The 14,830-nt window shown below is 49.3% G+C and carries 17 protein-coding genes and 1 riboswitch; of the genes, 8 read left to right on the top strand and 9 right to left on the bottom strand.

The genetic code is table 11. The annotated features are described in order from the left end of the window. Nucleotides 1-100: 100 nt before the first annotated feature. Entirely contained in the window at nt 101-1,693 is a 1,593-nt protein-coding gene (locus J1782_RS05140) for an EAL domain-containing protein (RefSeq protein WP_152325651.1), read from the top strand. 70 nt (nt 1,694-1,763) lie between these two features. Here the strand turns inward: J1782_RS05140 and J1782_RS05135 are convergent, their stop codons facing one another. After that, nucleotides 1,764-3,323 carry a TerC family protein gene (locus J1782_RS05135; protein ID WP_217152576.1) on the bottom strand — a complete coding sequence of 520 codons (1,560 nt, stop codon included), beginning with the start codon at nt 3,321-3,323 and terminating at the stop codon, nt 1,764-1,766. A gap of 593 nt (nt 3,324-3,916) precedes the next feature. Here J1782_RS05135 and manX point away from each other — a divergent pair. From manX to mntP, 5 genes are all read left to right on the top strand, one after another. Further along, nucleotides 3,917-4,879 carry a PTS mannose transporter subunit IIAB gene (gene manX / locus J1782_RS05130; protein WP_152325649.1) on the top strand — a complete coding sequence of 321 codons (963 nt, stop codon included), beginning with the start codon at nt 3,917-3,919 and terminating at the stop codon, nt 4,877-4,879. A 91-nt stretch (nt 4,880-4,970) separates the two neighbouring features. After that, nucleotides 4,971-5,768, top strand: coding sequence for a PTS mannose/fructose/sorbose transporter subunit IIC (locus J1782_RS05125; protein ID WP_101077145.1), 798 nt, complete (start codon nt 4,971-4,973; stop codon nt 5,766-5,768). Nucleotides 5,769-5,779: 11 nt separating this feature from the next. Then, entirely contained in the window at nt 5,780-6,622 is an 843-nt protein-coding gene (locus J1782_RS05120) for a PTS mannose transporter subunit IID (RefSeq protein ID WP_120506051.1), read from the top strand. Between the two features lie 108 nt (nt 6,623-6,730). Then, complete coding sequence (locus J1782_RS05115) at nt 6,731-7,189, top strand: DUF986 family protein (RefSeq protein WP_217152575.1); 459 nt, start codon at nt 6,731-6,733, stop codon at nt 7,187-7,189. A 218-nt stretch (nt 7,190-7,407) separates the two neighbouring features. Beyond that, a riboswitch (yybP-ykoY riboswitch) is annotated at nt 7,408-7,602 on the top strand. A gap of 7 nt (nt 7,603-7,609) precedes the next feature. Further along, nucleotides 7,610-8,182 carry a manganese efflux pump MntP gene (gene mntP / locus J1782_RS05110; RefSeq protein ID WP_217152594.1) on the top strand — a complete coding sequence of 191 codons (573 nt, stop codon included), beginning with the start codon at nt 7,610-7,612 and terminating at the stop codon, nt 8,180-8,182. 20 nt (nt 8,183-8,202) lie between these two features. Here the strand turns inward: mntP and rlmA are convergent, their stop codons facing one another. Further along, nucleotides 8,203-9,024: a 23S rRNA (guanine(745)-N(1))-methyltransferase gene (gene rlmA, locus J1782_RS05105; protein WP_217152574.1), complete on the bottom strand. Its 822-nt coding sequence runs from the start codon at nt 9,022-9,024 to the stop codon at nt 8,203-8,205. 149 nt (nt 9,025-9,173) lie between these two features. On the opposite strand from rlmA, the gene pgeF reads away from it, so the two are divergent. Further along, complete coding sequence (gene pgeF / locus J1782_RS05100) at nt 9,174-9,875, top strand: peptidoglycan editing factor PgeF (protein ID WP_217152573.1); 702 nt, start codon at nt 9,174-9,176, stop codon at nt 9,873-9,875. Between the two features lie 72 nt (nt 9,876-9,947). Here pgeF and cspE read toward each other — a convergent pair whose 3' ends face one another. The 3 genes from cspE to J1782_RS05085 form a co-directional block, all read right to left on the bottom strand. Beyond that, entirely contained in the window at nt 9,948-10,157 is a 210-nt protein-coding gene (gene cspE, locus J1782_RS05095; RefSeq protein WP_002221949.1) for a transcription antiterminator/RNA stability regulator CspE, read from the bottom strand. Nucleotides 10,158-10,198: 41 nt separating this feature from the next. Then, nucleotides 10,199-10,315 carry a DUF2627 domain-containing protein gene (locus tag J1782_RS05090; protein ID WP_071823629.1) on the bottom strand — a complete coding sequence of 39 codons (117 nt, stop codon included), beginning with the start codon at nt 10,313-10,315 and terminating at the stop codon, nt 10,199-10,201. Between the two features lie 1,127 nt (nt 10,316-11,442). Beyond that, complete coding sequence (locus J1782_RS05085) at nt 11,443-12,432, bottom strand: MBL fold metallo-hydrolase (protein ID WP_217152572.1); 990 nt, start codon at nt 12,430-12,432, stop codon at nt 11,443-11,445. Between the two features lie 189 nt (nt 12,433-12,621). Between J1782_RS05085 and J1782_RS05080 the strand changes: the two genes are divergently transcribed. Further along, nucleotides 12,622-12,912 (top strand): hypothetical protein, encoded by a 291-nt coding sequence (locus J1782_RS05080; RefSeq protein ID WP_152325643.1) that lies wholly within the window; start codon nt 12,622-12,624, stop codon nt 12,910-12,912. Between the two features lie 60 nt (nt 12,913-12,972). Here the strand turns inward: J1782_RS05080 and J1782_RS05075 are convergent, their stop codons facing one another. From J1782_RS05075 to mgrB, 4 genes are all read right to left on the bottom strand, one after another. Next, the gene (locus J1782_RS05075) at nt 12,973-13,209 is read right to left on the bottom strand and encodes a DUF4060 family protein (protein WP_104922655.1); all 237 of its coding nucleotides are present in this window, start codon (nt 13,207-13,209) and stop codon (nt 12,973-12,975) included. 135 nt (nt 13,210-13,344) lie between these two features. Further along, a complete protein-coding gene (locus tag J1782_RS05070) occupies nt 13,345-13,647 on the bottom strand; it encodes a phage protein NinX family protein (protein ID WP_112291072.1) in 303 nt (100 codons plus the stop codon). A 114-nt stretch (nt 13,648-13,761) separates the two neighbouring features. Further along, the gene (locus tag J1782_RS05065) at nt 13,762-14,034 is read right to left on the bottom strand and encodes a YebO family protein (RefSeq protein ID WP_152325642.1); all 273 of its coding nucleotides are present in this window, start codon (nt 14,032-14,034) and stop codon (nt 13,762-13,764) included. 137 nt (nt 14,035-14,171) lie between these two features. Next, nucleotides 14,172-14,300 (bottom strand): PhoP/PhoQ regulator MgrB, encoded by a 129-nt coding sequence (mgrB, locus tag J1782_RS05060; protein ID WP_370530260.1) that lies wholly within the window; start codon nt 14,298-14,300, stop codon nt 14,172-14,174. Nucleotides 14,301-14,830: the final 530 nt, after the last annotated feature.

Below are 14,830 nucleotides of genomic sequence, written 5' to 3'. Positions count from 1 at the left end.
GCTACTATCAATAATAACAACACGGCTGTTACGCATCGGTAAACCTTTAATAATAATAATTTTGAGCCTGCATTTAACACGGGATAAAAGGATTAGAACGATGCTGTTCTCCCAGACCGGTCTTGCGAAGTATCGTTACTATCGCATTGCGCTTGCCTGCGCAATGGGGATATGTACATTGCTTCTGACTCTTGGCATTCGCATTTACGAACAAGCTCAGGTCATCGCAGAAGATCAACAACGCGTGGCTATCCACACCGTTGAAAAATTGGAGAAATTACTTGAACCTGCGTCACCCGCAGGAAGAGCGATTCCTATCGACCAGACGCTAAGCTGCAACGCGCTGCAACCGGTCATGCAACAAACTGTCGCCCGTATGCAAACGCTGCGATCCATCAGCCTGGTCAGTAATGGCACCATCATCTGTTCGAGCCTGATCGGGGCTTTAGATCTTAATTTCAACAAAACACTGCCTAATCTGGCTCAGGGTAAAACTCAGCTAGATCTGCGTGCGTCAAAATGGAGCAAGGTGGATGCGCCCACGCTGGTTCTCTGGCAACCGACCACGCCGGATAATCTCAACGGCGAGCTGTTTGTTTATAACATCGGTGTCCTCTCGAACTTTCTGCTTGAGCCGCAACCCCCCTACGCCAGCCACATCGTATTAAATGTCGGAAGACAAAATCTCGAATACGGCAGTGACGAGATTGTGGAAAGCAGCCACCTCCCGCAGCCCGCTTTGCTGAGCGTCAGTTCTGATAAATACGATTTTTCCGTATCGCTCTATGGCGAAGAAGCCAGCGATTTAGCCTGGAGTGAACTGTTATCTCATCTGCCCCTTTCTGTATTAATCAGCCTGCTGACCGCCACCGCGGTTTATCTGCTTTCCGGCAGCCGGATCAGTCTGGCTTATCCGATCAGTCACGGGATTTCGCACCGCGAATTTAAGGTCTACTGCCAGCCCATCATTAACAGTACCGATGGCCGCTGTATCGGCGTAGAAACCCTGATGCGCTGGAAAAATCGCCGTCAGGAATGGGTGTCGCCCGATGTCTTTATTCCGCTTGCTGAACAGCACGGGTTGATCATTTCGCTCACGCGATATCTGATTCAGACGGTTGCGAATAACCTGGAAGTGTTCCCTGCCACACCGGGTTTTTACGTCAGTATTAATGTCGCAGCGCAGCATTTTAATAACATGGAAATTGTGGATGACATCCGCAAAATCTGGCTTCCGGCGCAGCCTTCGGTATCCCTGATGCTGGAACTGACCGAACGAACACGTTTGCAGGAATTACGCGCGGCAGAAATTTCACAGCTGAAAGAAATGGGGATCCTGCTGGCCATTGACGATTTCGGCACCGGTCACAGTTCGCTGAGTTATCTCAAGACACTGAACCCTGACGTACTCAAAATTGATCAGGCCTTCACAGCGTCGATTGGTACGGACGCGATTAACGCGACGGTCACCGACACCATCATTACGCTGGCGCAACGCCTGAATCTGAAGCTGATTGCCGAAGGGGTGGAAACGCGTGAACAGGTGGAATACCTGCGGCAGCGCAAGGTTGATTCTTTGCAGGGTTACTATTTTGCCCGGCCAATGCCGATTGAAGTGTTCCCTGTCTGGCTTGAGCGCTATAAAAAATCGACTCAAATCATCACGCCGCCGAACGAAACCAAACCGGCCTGATAGCCTGCCACTGAATTCAAACCATAAAAAACGGCGACCGGAGTCGCCGTTTTCACTGAAGCAGAACCGGTTACTGTTCCTGTTCCCAGTCATTCTCTGACTTCAACCGTGTAATGCGAACGCGCTCGATGCGGTATTCCGACACGTCCAGAATTTCAAAGCGCAGCGAAGCCATTTCAATCACCTCACCCGCCACCGGCATCTGCCCGGACTTCGACAGCAGTAACCCCGCCAGCGAAGCGAAATCATCGTCAGTGCTGACCAGCGTGTTCACGTCGAGAATTTGCTGTAGCAAATGCAAATCCGTCCCGCCTTTGGCTATCCATGATTCACCGTCAGCAATAACGTCCGGCGTTTCATCTTCGTCCGGGAACTCGCCAGCAATGGCTTCGAGCACGTCGAGCGGCGTCACCAGTCCCTGAATCACACCAAATTCATTACTCACCACGACCAGGCGGCCTTTCGCTTTACGCAGAACGGCAAGCAGATTGATGACGTCCATGGTTTCAGGCACCACAATCGGCGGCGTTTTTTCTGCAAACGCCACGATGTTTTCACCGTTTTCCAGCGCAACCAGCAGGTCCTTCGCACGAACGACCCCGATGACATCATCCAGAGAATGGCGGCAGATAGGGAATAAACTGTGCGGCGTGTCGAGCAGCTGGCTGCGAATTTCGGTGGGTGACTTTTCACAATCGACCCAGGAAATTTCAGTTCGCGGCGTCATTACACTGCGCAGCGTACGCGAGGCCAGCGTCAGTACGCCGGTGATCATATGCCGTTCTTCTTCAGCAAACGTCTCACCCGCCGGTAACACATCGCCCGCCGGTTCATCTTCATTCTGACTCTGACGTTTCCCGCCCATCAGACGCTGAATCGCCTCGGCGGTACGTTCACGCATAGGACGGTTCGACTGGCTTTTCAGGAAGTTGCGGCGCGCAATCTGGTTGAACAACTCAATCAGAATCGAGAAACCAATCGCAGCGTACAGATAGCCTTTCGGAATATGGAAGCCAAATCCTTCTGCAATCAGGCTCAGGCCGATCATCAGCAGGAAGCTCAGACACAGGACGACAACCGTCGGATGGTTATTCACGAAACGCGTCAGCGATTTAGACGCCAGCAACATCACACCCATGGCGATTACCACCGCCGTCATCATGACAGCCAGGTTGTTCACCATGCCGACTGCCGTAATCACCGCATCGAGCGAGAATACCGCATCAAGTACAACAATCTGCGCCACTACTGACCAGAAACTGGCGTAGCCGCGGTTTGGCGCTCCCTGTTCATCGTGCCCTTCCAGCCTTTCATGCAGCTCGGTTGTGGCTTTAAACAGCAGGAACAGGCCACCGACCAGCAGGATCAGGTCACGCCCCGAGAAACTGAACTGTGCGATGCTAAACAGCGGCGTGGTCAGTTTGACCATCCACGAGATCAACGACAGCAGGCCTAAACGCATAATCAGCGCCAGCGACAGGCCGATGATTCGGGCTTTATCTCGCTGTTTAGGCGGCAGTTTATCGGCAAGGATGGCGATAAAAACAAGGTTGTCGATACCCAGAACAATTTCCAGGACAACAAGCGTCAATAAACCGACCCATATTGAAGGGTCCATCAGAAATTCCATGTCAGACTCCGCAATGAGTTAAAGAAAAAAGACGCAAAGAAACGCAATTCGCTGAGCTTTCAGGGGCCCGGCAAACTTTTTTTACTGCAAAATTAACAGATGAAAGCGGTTTCAGTGCGGCAAAAATCAGGCCCATTGGGGCGGATTTGCCGGTGATCATGAGGTGAAAAAGCGAAGAATAGTGACGTCGGTGACAGTCCATAGGGAGGGCTGAGGCCCGGTACTCCTGTTCAATTATTGGGAAAATTACTCTATCAGGAATGATTATATGAAGAAAGTATGATTTTTTACCTTCAGCATCATCCTGTAACAACTATGCTGTTTTATTGCCCACGTGAAAGCGTATTCACATTACGTCGTTGAATAACGGACAGTCGTCACAAAAATTATTTTTTCGCACACTAAAATAAATCACGTCGCACAACCTGTTGAGGTTCTGCTGTTTTACTGTTTAGCAGTCTTATCAGAAATTAAGGAAAGATTAGTTACGCAGGGAGTGCCCTGTTCGCCTCAGGAATAAAAACGGGCGGACATCATCAGCACCATTACTTATGTGCATAACTCTTTCCCAGAGTTAACAGAGGAGGTAGCGAGTGAGTATTGCTATTATCATCGGCACGCACGGGTCAGCAGCTGAGCAGTTGCTGAAAACAGCGGAAATGATTTTAGGTGAACAGGATAATGTCGCCTTCATTGATTTCGTTCCCGGCGAAAACGCCGAAACCCTGATCGAAAAGTACACGGCAAAGTTGGGTGGTTTAGACACCAGCAGCGGCGTTCTTTTCCTGGTCGATACATGGGGCGGCAGCCCGTTCAACGCCGCCAGCCGCATTGTTGTCGATAAAGAAAATTACGAAGTTGTCACCGGTGTTAACATCCCGATGCTGGCAGAGACTTTCATGGCACGTGATGATAACCCCTCTTTCGCAGAGTTGGTTGCCATCGCAGTAGAAACTGGCCGAATCGGTGTGAAAGCACTGAAAGCGCCGGAAGCTGCGCCTCAAGCCCCTGCTGCCGCGCCTGTGCCAAAAGCAGCAGCCCCGGCGAAACCTGCCGGTCCGAACGACCATATGAAAATCGGCCTTGCCCGTATCGATGACCGTTTGATTCATGGCCAGGTAGCGACCCGCTGGACCAAAGAAACCAACGTAACCCGCATTATTGTTGTCAGCGATGAAGTCGCTGCCGATACCGTGCGTAAAACGCTACTGACTCAGGTTGCTCCTCCTGGTGTTACCGCACACGTTGTCGACGTCGCGAAAGCCATTCGCGTCTGGGACAACCCGAAATATGCCAACGACCGCGTCATGCTGTTGTTCACCAACCCAACTGACGTGTTGCGTCTGGTTGAGGCTGGCGTGAAAATCACGACCGTAAACATCGGTGGTATGGCTTTCCGTCAGGGCAAAACGCAGGTGAATAACGCCGTGTCCGTCGACGAAAAAGATATCGAAGCATTCAAGAAATTGAATGAAAAAGGTATCGAGCTTGAAGTGCGTAAAGTCTCTACTGACTCGCGCCTCAAGATGATGGATCTCATTAATAAGATGAATTAATAAGCACATCGAATTTGTGCAGATTCCCTCAACGTTATCTGCCTGATGCGCCTGTTTATACTCAGCGTCCTTTGGTCATAGGAGAAGTGCAATGGAGATCACCACACTACAAATTGTGCTGATATTTATTGTTGCATGTATTGCGGGGATGGGTTCGATCCTGGATGAATTCCAGTTTCACCGTCCGTTAGTTGCTTGTACCTTAATCGGTTTTGTTCTGGGTGATGTTAAAACCGGGATCATCATCGGGGGTACTCTGGAAATGATCGCTCTGGGTTGGATGAACATCGGTGCTGCTGTTGCACCCGATGCCGCTCTGGCTTCCATTATTTCCACCATTCTGGTTATCGCAGGCGGACAGTCTGTTGGTGCAGGTATCGCACTGGCAATCCCGTTGGCTGCGGCCGGCCAGGTATTAACTATCATCGTTCGTACCATCACCGTTGCCTTCCAGCATGCTGCCGATAAGGCCGCTGAAAAAGGTAACCTGAACGCGATCAGCTGGATCCACGTTTCAGCGCTGGTTCTGCAGGCAATGCGTATCGCAATCCCTGCCGTCATCGTTGCGGTTTCTGTGGGCACTGCCATCGTTCATGATTTGCTGGCGTCTATCCCTGAAGTGGTCACCAACGGCCTGAACATCGCCGGCGGTATGATCGTCGTTGTCGGTTACGCCATGGTCATCAACATGATGCGCGCTGGCTACCTGATGCCGTTCTTCTACCTTGGTTTCGTAACTGCTGCATTCACCAACTTCAACCTGGTTGCACTGGGTGTGATTGGTGTGGTGATGGCGGTTCTTTACATCCAGTTGAGCCCGAAATACAACAAGTCTGCGCAAGCAGCGGCTGCACCGGGTGTTAACGATCTCGACAACGAATTGGATTAAGGGTGAAGGACATGGTTGATCAAACTGCAGTTAAAAAACTCACGGCCAGCGATATTCGCGGTGTGTTTATGCGCTCCAACCTTTTCCAGGGGTCATGGAACTTCGAACGTATGCAGGCTCTGGGCTTCTGCTTCTGTATGGTGCCTGCAATTCGTCGTCTCTATCCTGAAAATAACGACGATCGCAAAGCGGCTATCAAACGCCACCTGGAATTCTTCAACACCCATCCTTACGTTGCAGCGCCTGTTCTGGGTGTAACGCTGGCGATGGAAGAACAGCGTGCTAACGGCGCACCTATCGACGACGCGGCCATCAACGGCCTGAAAGTCGGTCTGATGGGGCCGCTGGCCGGTGTGGGTGACCCGATTTTCTGGGGTACTGTTCGTCCTGTATTTGCGGCACTTGGCGCAGGTATCGCGATGACCGGCAGCCTGCTGGGGCCACTGCTGTTCTTCGTTCTGTTTAACCTTGTACGTCTGCTGACCCGTTACTACGGCGTGTCTTATGGCTACAAAAAAGGTGTCGATATCGTTAACGATATGGGCGGCGGCTTCCTGCAAAAACTGACTGAGGGGGCGTCAATTCTCGGCCTCTTTGTCATGGGGGCCCTGGTTAACAAGTGGACGCACGTAAACATTCCGCTGGTGGTCTCCAAAATCACCGACCAGACGGGCCATACCACGGTTACTACGGTACAGACGATTCTGGACCAGCTGATGCCAGGTCTGGTGCCATTACTGCTGACCTTCGGCTGTATGTGGCTGCTGCGTAAGAAAGTGAATGCCTTGTGGATTATCGTTGGCTTCTTCGCCATCGGAATCTTCGGTTACTGGATTGGGCTGTTAGGTCTCTGATAACCTTGAAAACCGGGGGAGCAACCCCCCGGTTTTTTTATCGCTGTCGCTTGCCGGTTGCTGTGTTTCTATCTTGTTTTGCCTGATGGCTGTTTGCTGGAGTTTTTCATGTCTGTCACCGATATTGTCCTCGCCCTGTTTACCTTTCTGTTGCTTGCCTACGCCATCTACGACGAATTCATCATGGGTACCCGGAATGGCAAAACACAGCTGCGGGTGAACCTGCGACGCCGCAACAGACTGGATTCCATCATTTTCATTGGCCTGCTGGCGATCCTTCTGTACAACAATATCCATTCAAACGGCACGGTGATAACAAATTATCTATTAATTGGTTTAGGCCTGATTGCCTTCTATTTGTCGTTTATTCGCTGGCCAAAAATGCTGTTCAAACCGCAGGGGTTTTATTTCGCCAATACATTCATCACCTACGACAGGATCAGAAGCATGAATCTTTCCGAAGATGGGGTACTGGTATTTGAGTTAGAGCAGAAAAAGTTACTCATTCGCGTCAATGAACTGGACGATCTTGAAAGAATTTATAATTTAATGGTTAATAATCAGTAAGTTGATCTTTGACACTCGTATATTAGTTATAGCCTGATGCATATTGACGATAACATTGCTTAACCTTATTAATAACAATGTTGTTTAATTCCACATCAACGCCGTTGTTATTTCAGTCAGATTGATAATTATTTATTCTTTGTGGGAATAATTCTCGGCTCCATTTGAAACCCTTATTTTATTTGTTGTTGTCCCGAATAAAAATATTATGATAAGGTTGCGCCGTCATTTGGGGAGTAGCCGGTTTTTGAATCAGTTTTAATAATGTGTATTCAAAAACGCCCGTATCAACATACTCGTTTTATATTCTGAAACGTGGTGCGGGCATCCGTAAGGTTGGCGAGACCATAGACACGTAGCGCTGCCGGGAGGTTGGGGGTGGGTTACGTGTATATGGAATACCCGGCCGGGACTCTTCTCGTGAACTTATCCGCCACACTGATTCTTGCTTTCGGCATGTCTATGGACGCTTTTGCCGCATCCATCGGTAAAGGGGCAACCCTTCATCGCCCGCGCTTTCGCGAAGCCTTGCGTACCGGTCTCATTTTCGGTGTCATTGAAGCCATCACCCCGCTTATTGGCTGGTGTCTGGGCTTATTTGCCACCCGATACATCATGGAATGGGACCACTGGGTCGCCTTTATTCTGCTGTTCATTCTCGGCTCACGAATGATTATTCAGGGCCTGGAAAAAAAACCTGAAGAAGAGACCACTTTGGCCAGCCGCCACAGTTTCTGGATCCTCGCAGCCACGGCCGTAGGCACCAGTCTGGACGCGTTAGCCATCGGGGTCGGTCTTGCGTTTCTGGAAGTGAACATCATCCATACCGCGATCTTTATCGGTATGGCGACGATGATCATGTCTACGCTGGGAATGATGCTGGGGCGGTTTATCGGCCCGTTGCTGGGTAAATGGGCCGAAATGCTGGGAGGCGTGGTGTTGATCGGTATTGGCCTGAGTATCCTGCTAGAACATCTCGGTTACTTAGGCTGATTTAGCAAAAACCGGCTCTGTTAGTCAGACTGGCGCTGGTGCAGTCTGATCACAAAATCAGTCTCACATTCGAACGCAGGCTGAGATTTTAAATTCGCCATCACCTCTTCCGTCGCCCGCCATGCAAACGGCGTCATTTGCAGCAAATCAAACGCTTCAGCGCCTGACAGGCGCATATTGTAAGCCAGCGTTTCTGTACTGACGCGCTCAAAACCTTCAAGCTGTTCATCCAGTTCAGCATGGAGCTGAACATCCTGATAAATCATGCCCTTCAGCTGATATAAATGACGCGGACCAGGTGCGACGGTCAGCACCACGCCGCCGGGCTTAATAGCACGGTAAAGCTCCTGCGCTTTGCATGGCGCATAGATGCGTACCACCGCGTCCAGAGAGTTGTCGGCGAACGGCAAACGATGGCTGGAGGCGACGCAAAATGACGCATTGTGATAGCGTTTTGCCGCGTAGCGGATCGCCACTTTCGCCACGTCCAGCCCGAAGACATTCATCTTGCGATGCTGAGACAGGCGTTCCGCCAGCGCGGTTGTGTAATACCCTTCTCCGCAGCCGATATCAAGTAGCGTTTCCGCGGTTTCCGGCAGTGCGTTATCCAAAATATCCGCCAGCCGGTCACGTAATGGCTGGTAATGCCCGGCGTCGAGAAATGCACGGCGCGAAACCATCATTTCAGTGCTGTCCCCGGGCTGTTTCGAGCGTTTATGCTGCACCGGCATCAGATTAACGTAGCCTTCTCTGGCGTTATCAAACTGATGATTCGCGGCACACCGCCATTGCTGGCCTGTCAGCTCAAGCGGCTGGAAACAAAGTGGACATTGATAAGTCATGCGGAAAACCTGCAAGGAAAGTCTGAAAAGGGCGAAAATTCGCAACAAGGCTAAGTCTAAAGAAGGCGTACTGTTGTTGCAACTGCTGGAAAATCCGGTTCAAAGACGGCTACACTGAGTCGATAACATTTTTCTAACCGAGAAACGAGATGAGTGACAACTCAGCTTTACTCAGCCCTATCCCCGGGATCCTGTATGGATTCGGCGACAAAGAAAATCTGCTCCCCGTACACCTGCAAGCTTATGAATCTACCCGCCCTGAAAAGAAACAGGTTCACGGCACACATATTGTCGATGTCGTACAGCCCGGACAAGACTGCGGCGAGGCCGATGGTTTTATCACGTCAACGCCCGGAATTCTGCTGGCGGTTTTCACGGCTGACTGTTTACCGGTTATTTTTTGCCGCAAGGATGGTAAGCAAGTCGCGGCGATACATGCCGGCTGGCGCGGGCTTATCGACGGCATTCTTGAAAAAATGGCTGAGCGGATTAATGAGAACGGCGATACGTCAGACTGGTTTGCGGCGATTGGTCCGGCGGCAGGAAACTGCTGTTATGAAGTCAGCCAGGAATTGGTCGATGATTTTATGCAACGCCTCGATTTGCCTGCTTCACTGATTTCGCCCCGGCACCGGCATCTCGATCTGGCGGCAATCGCCAGTACCAAACTATATTCCCTCGGCTTTGCGGGCATTGATCATGCCGGTAGTTGTACAATCTGTACCGAAGCGCCTGGCGGAAACGGGTTCAAATACACCAGTTTTCGACGCAACAGTCATCAGCGCGCGAAAGACCCGACGCATCCGGGGATCAGTGGCCGCAACCAACAATCGGGCATTATGATCTTATAAACCTGAGAAACACCGGATATACAGGCACAAAAAAACCCGCGCATGGCGGGTTTTTTTACAGCTAAGCGCTGCTTAGATTGCAGTTACGTTAACTGCTGACGGGCCTTTCTGGCCGTCTTGGATTTCGAACTCTACGTTCTGGCCTTCAGCCAGAGTTTTGAAGCCGTTACCCTGGATTGCAGAGAAGTGTACGAACACGTCTTTGCTGCCGTCAGCAGGAGTAATGAAACCGAAACCTTTAGACTCGTTGAACCACTTAACTTGACCTTTGATCTTTGCCATCTTGAGTATTTCCTTTGGATTGTTTAAACCGCCCGAGGGCGTTACATAGACAAACTAGAGTCGTTACTGCTTGAGGCACTAAGATTAGAATCGGCAGAGAAGCGGTATTCAACGTGAACGTCTTTACTCAGAACTTCTATACTGAAAATGCCACACATATACAGAACTGTACCTCGTTTTACCCAGATGCGTTATCACATACTCTGAATTCGATGGCAAGCCATTTTTAATCAGTGATGGACATGTCGCACATATTTGAGCCGGTTAAAGGCACTTCGTGTTCAGTTATGCTGAAATATGTTGATAGACATGCTTTTTTCTGCTTTGCAGTTTTACCTGCATATCAAACAAAACAATAACGACCTGTTTCGATTATTGATCATTTAATGCAGAACCGTAAGCGTAAAACACATGTTTATTTGAATTTTTATTGCGGTGCGCATTCCAGACTTCTTCAGGAAGCAGGGATTCTTCGTGACAGTCGGGCACCTCCCGGCAGGCAACACTTGGGTGATAGCCTGTCTGGCGGGTGAGTTGCACACTTGTCAGACAGAACGGGCACCCCGACAAGAACATATCCGAACGGTATGACTGGTTATGCAATAATCAATTACGCCATAGACGGATAAAATGGTGCAAAACAAAGGAGGATAAAGGAATAAATGCACCTAAACTGTGCGCCTTTATCTCCGGGAGATAATACAACGAAACACAGCAGCCCGGGAGAATTCAATTCCACACCGGTACCTATATAAAGCCATTTTTTCGACATTCCCGATTTTGACATTATAATGAATTAAAGTTTGCGAGTTGGTTAAACCGAGATAACAGTTAATAAACATCCGCCCCCAGCCTTATTCAAATATTAAATATCGATATAAAAAATAAATATTAAATTCCGTGATCGAAATCTCATCTTAGATTTATCACTTAAAGATATGAGTCACATAACTCTTTAGATCTTTCATCAGGAAAACGACAAAAAGGGTTACTGATTCCTGCACGCGGGTCTCTGGTATAGCGCCCTATAATCCACTGTATAACCTGAAAAAATTGCAGTTAACGCTCAAAACAGCGCATTTGCGATATTCTGACGAGCCATTATTCTGAACAAATGCACGCTGCTGACAGGAGAATTAAGCGTCAGCGGGATTGTAATTAACAACTTTATAACCCCTCATCTTTGTGAGTGTTAAGAGGGATTATTCACTTTAACTGATAATACTTCTCATTTAATGGCGTGCCATTTACTTTCACCCTCTGTTCGCGCCCTGAAAAATGAAATTCAACCTTTAGATATGCTTGCACCTATTTTTAAAGGTTTGAATTCCATTTCAGGCAAGTCGCTCTGACTCACAGCCTGAGATAATTCGCGTAAAGGCTCATCGAGTGATTCATCCGCTAATTCAAAAACGCCCCAGTGAATGGGCACCGCTTTGTGACAACGCAATTCTTTAAACACTTCGACAGCCTGCTGCGGGTCCATGTGCTGCGCACTCATGAACCATCTTGGTGCATACGCGCCAACCGGAATCGCTGCCAAATCAAATGGCCCCAGACGCTGCCCAATTTTTTCAAACTGGTCGCTGTAACCACTGTCCCCGGAGAAGTAGAATTTTAATAAAGGATGAGCCACCACCCAGCCGCACCACAGAGACCGGTTGCGATCCCATAGCGTGCGCATACTCCAGTGACGCGCCGGTACTGCAGAAATCGTGATTTCGCCGAACGTTCGTTCTTCCCACCAGTCGAGTTCCTCAACATGCTTTGCGCCACGCCGCGTCAGCCAGGATTTCATTCCCAGCGGCACCATAAATTGCACATCGGGGAAGCGGCGCAGGAGACGACGAACCGTCATACGATCCAGATGATCGTAGTGGTTGTGCGAAAACAGCACGACGTCTATTTTTGGCAGCTTATCGACGGAGGCCGCGACGGGCGTTTTCCTTTTCGGTCCGTAAAAACTCAGCGGCGAAGCACGGTCAGAAAGCGCCGGATCGGTCAGAATGTAGCGACCCGACACCCTAAGCAACAGGCAGGCGTGGCCTAAAAACCATAACCGGTCATCGGTTCCACTGAAATCAGCCGCCTGCCACCACTGGCTGGCAAAATGTTCATACCCTTTTTCAGGAGGAACCGGCAAACCCTGCGCTTTGCGTTCTTTCCTCCAGCGTTTTAGGTCGCCTTCCTGCCGGTTTTGCGGTTCGGCATTGGTGAACCCCTCAGGCGTATGATGTGCTTTTGAAGGATCGTAATAGGGATTTTTACCTGGCATAAGGCTCCTGTGAGATGACGACGGTTCCGGAGAGCAGTTCAGGCCTGCAATATTGAATAATTATCATAATTGCCGGTCACACCACAGACAGAAAGTGCAAAATAATGTGGCAAATGAGCGTTTAGCGGACATTAAGAAAATCTTAATAACTCTATGTTGTACTAAAGATGTTCTGAAAGGAGACGCTTTATGACAATGAACACAACGAAAAACCGCAAGTCGTTTACTGCGCGGCTGACGCACATTATGCAGATCCAAACACAATATGGACGTCTATGGCTGCGCTCTCGCTTTCGCCGGTTCACTCTGCCACCGGCGCTAAAGCTCATCATCCTGACATTGGCCGGGTTTATGATTCTGGCTATTACGGGCACATTGCTGCTGATGATGGATCTCATCTCCCTGATGCTCAGGCTGATAAAACGCCCCTTCCCTCGCGGCAGCTTGCATCAGGTTCGCCTGCCAGCGAAGGCGGTATAAAGAAAAACCGTGTCGGAGAATCCGGCACGGTTTTAAGTTTGAGACTCGTCGCTCTGCTTATCAGGCAGGCATACCACAAAGTTTGGTCAGATTTCTGGCGCCGATCATGAGAGTTGCCACATAGGATTGTCTGCGGGTCACGACTTCGACCGCAACACGCGCATCTTTGTATTTAATGAGGTAGGTAGAAGGCCAGCCCTGACGACGTTTGCCGTAGGCTTTTTCATGACTGTCGATAGCTGCATGAGCAACCACCAGATGGGAAAGATTTTTATCACCTTTAATGATGCGCTTCATAATGGACTCCGCCTTAGACACAACTGTCAAAATGAGGAAACATTAATCACTTGATACGCATCGCTTTATGCGATGCTTATTCGAATCACTTCTCTGCAAAACCTTGTCACAATCTGAGTATCTCTGCGCTTTTAATTATGCGCAAGTTTTACTAAGCAGGAAACATACCATTGCTGCACGAAGCGGCCGTTTGCTCTGCGCCTGCCACTGACCGTGCGGGCTGCTGATTTCTGCCAGCCAGAGGGGATCGCTCTGCAACTCTTTAAAATTTATGCTGATTTTGTTGGCGCAAATAATCGGCCACGCATCGGAGGGGTTGTTGCAATAATCTTTGCCTTTCATGCCGCCATAGGGATACCACTTCTCAGGCTCCTCTCCGGTCAATAAGGCAATGTTGTGGTTTACTTCACTGTCGTTTTCTTCAGACCATTTGATCATCTGTTCTTCCATCCTGCAGGGCACATGCGTGGAGACTACCGGAAGAATAAGACACTTTTGTGAATGAATGGCGTAAATGAAAAACCCGCCAATTGGCGGGTTAACAAAACGGAATTATCGTTCAGGAATAAATCCGCGCAGGCTGAGAGCAGAATCATCGTCTGCCTCAACGGAGGGCGCATTGCCTCTTGCCTGTGCAGCCAGAACCTTGAGCAACTCGGTTTGCTGGCGTTGCAGCTCAGCTATCTCGCGCAACAAAGCAATTTGCTCATTTGCCCTGACGCTGGCGCGGCTCACGAAAAACCAGACCAGAAGGAATAACAGCACTGAGAGTGCACACAGCACCAATGAAGCCAGGCTGCTTTGGCCCACTGCGAAATCAAACATTGACTACCCTACCACTGAATGTTCAGAGCAAGCATCTTACCATCCCCGGCAGGTCAGGGAAGCCATTCACAAAAAAACAGGGTTTTCTTACCGGTTTGCAAATCCCAAAGCTCGCAGATTCGTCTGGCAGGCATTACTCAGAAAGGAATAAAGGAGGTGATAGAGCAAACACCAAGGTCAAAGTTGCCGCCCTGATCGCAATAGCTGTTGAGGGCAAGCAAGTACAGACCGATACAGATGAGCAGGAAAAGGACGAACATCACGATCCTCCTGACACTGAAAACAGGCTTTTTCAATTTGATGGCAGGTCTCTTTTGGGTTAAAAAGCGTCTATCAGGGCTCAAAGGGATAGTCCAAACATAGCAGAACAGAAACCCATAGTACGACGTAAATCCTAAACAACGATATAACGAAGTATCGCCTTTTACTCTCAGCGCGCCCCGCAATTATCACATACAGAAATCATACACGATAATGCATAATTCTTATCAATGAATACCGAATAACTCCCGTTGATCTGCATCAAATAAATAAACATTTGGTGCATGCCTATTCCCCCTGTTATCCATCAAAACAGTTTCCGATAAATAAATACTTTTAACCAACACATTGCATAATGTAAGAAACTAAACCACTAAGTAAAATATTCACCCTAAAAATGCACCTTAACGATTTTCACAAAAATAAATATGGTCAATATCCTGAAAAACCCTTCACCACGTGGGATTTAGCGGATTACCACGCCTTAAAACTCCGCTGCAGAGCCTGCCAGGCAAGGGTCTGCACAGAATCATAA

This window comes from Rahnella sp. BCC 1045 (genome assembly GCF_019049615.1).
Taxonomy (GTDB): domain Bacteria; phylum Pseudomonadota; class Gammaproteobacteria; order Enterobacterales; family Enterobacteriaceae; genus Rahnella; species Rahnella contaminans.
The sequence above is the reverse complement of the archived record's forward strand: the minus strand, read 5'-3'. Positions and strand labels throughout refer to the sequence as shown.

Excerpts from the sequence above, each read along its gene's own strand:
- J1782_RS05140 (WP_152325651.1), top strand. The coding sequence starts at position 101 with ATGCTGTTCTCCCAGACCGGTCTTGCGAAGTATCGTTACTATCGCATT.
- J1782_RS05135 (WP_217152576.1), bottom strand. The coding sequence starts at position 3,323 with ATGGAATTTCTGATGGACCCTTCAATATGGGTCGGTTTATTGACGCTT.
- J1782_RS05125 (WP_101077145.1), top strand. The coding sequence starts at position 4,971 with ATGGAGATCACCACACTACAAATTGTGCTGATATTTATTGTTGCATGT.
- J1782_RS05120 (WP_120506051.1), top strand. The coding sequence starts at position 5,780 with ATGGTTGATCAAACTGCAGTTAAAAAACTCACGGCCAGCGATATTCGC.
- J1782_RS05115 (WP_217152575.1), top strand. The coding sequence starts at position 6,731 with ATGTCTGTCACCGATATTGTCCTCGCCCTGTTTACCTTTCTGTTGCTT.
- rlmA (WP_217152574.1), bottom strand. The coding sequence starts at position 9,024 with ATGACTTATCAATGTCCACTTTGTTTCCAGCCGCTTGAGCTGACAGGC.
- pgeF (WP_217152573.1), top strand. The coding sequence starts at position 9,174 with ATGAGTGACAACTCAGCTTTACTCAGCCCTATCCCCGGGATCCTGTAT.
- cspE (WP_002221949.1), bottom strand. The coding sequence starts at position 10,157 with ATGGCAAAGATCAAAGGTCAAGTTAAGTGGTTCAACGAGTCTAAAGGT.
- J1782_RS05090 (WP_071823629.1), bottom strand. The coding sequence starts at position 10,315 with ATGTGTGGCATTTTCAGTATAGAAGTTCTGAGTAAAGACGTTCACGTT.
- J1782_RS05085 (WP_217152572.1), bottom strand. The coding sequence starts at position 12,432 with ATGCCAGGTAAAAATCCCTATTACGATCCTTCAAAAGCACATCATACG.
- J1782_RS05080 (WP_152325643.1), top strand. The coding sequence starts at position 12,622 with ATGACAATGAACACAACGAAAAACCGCAAGTCGTTTACTGCGCGGCTG.
- J1782_RS05075 (WP_104922655.1), bottom strand. The coding sequence starts at position 13,209 with ATGAAGCGCATCATTAAAGGTGATAAAAATCTTTCCCATCTGGTGGTT.
- J1782_RS05070 (WP_112291072.1), bottom strand. The coding sequence starts at position 13,647 with ATGATCAAATGGTCTGAAGAAAACGACAGTGAAGTAAACCACAACATT.
- J1782_RS05065 (WP_152325642.1), bottom strand. The coding sequence starts at position 14,034 with ATGTTTGATTTCGCAGTGGGCCAAAGCAGCCTGGCTTCATTGGTGCTG.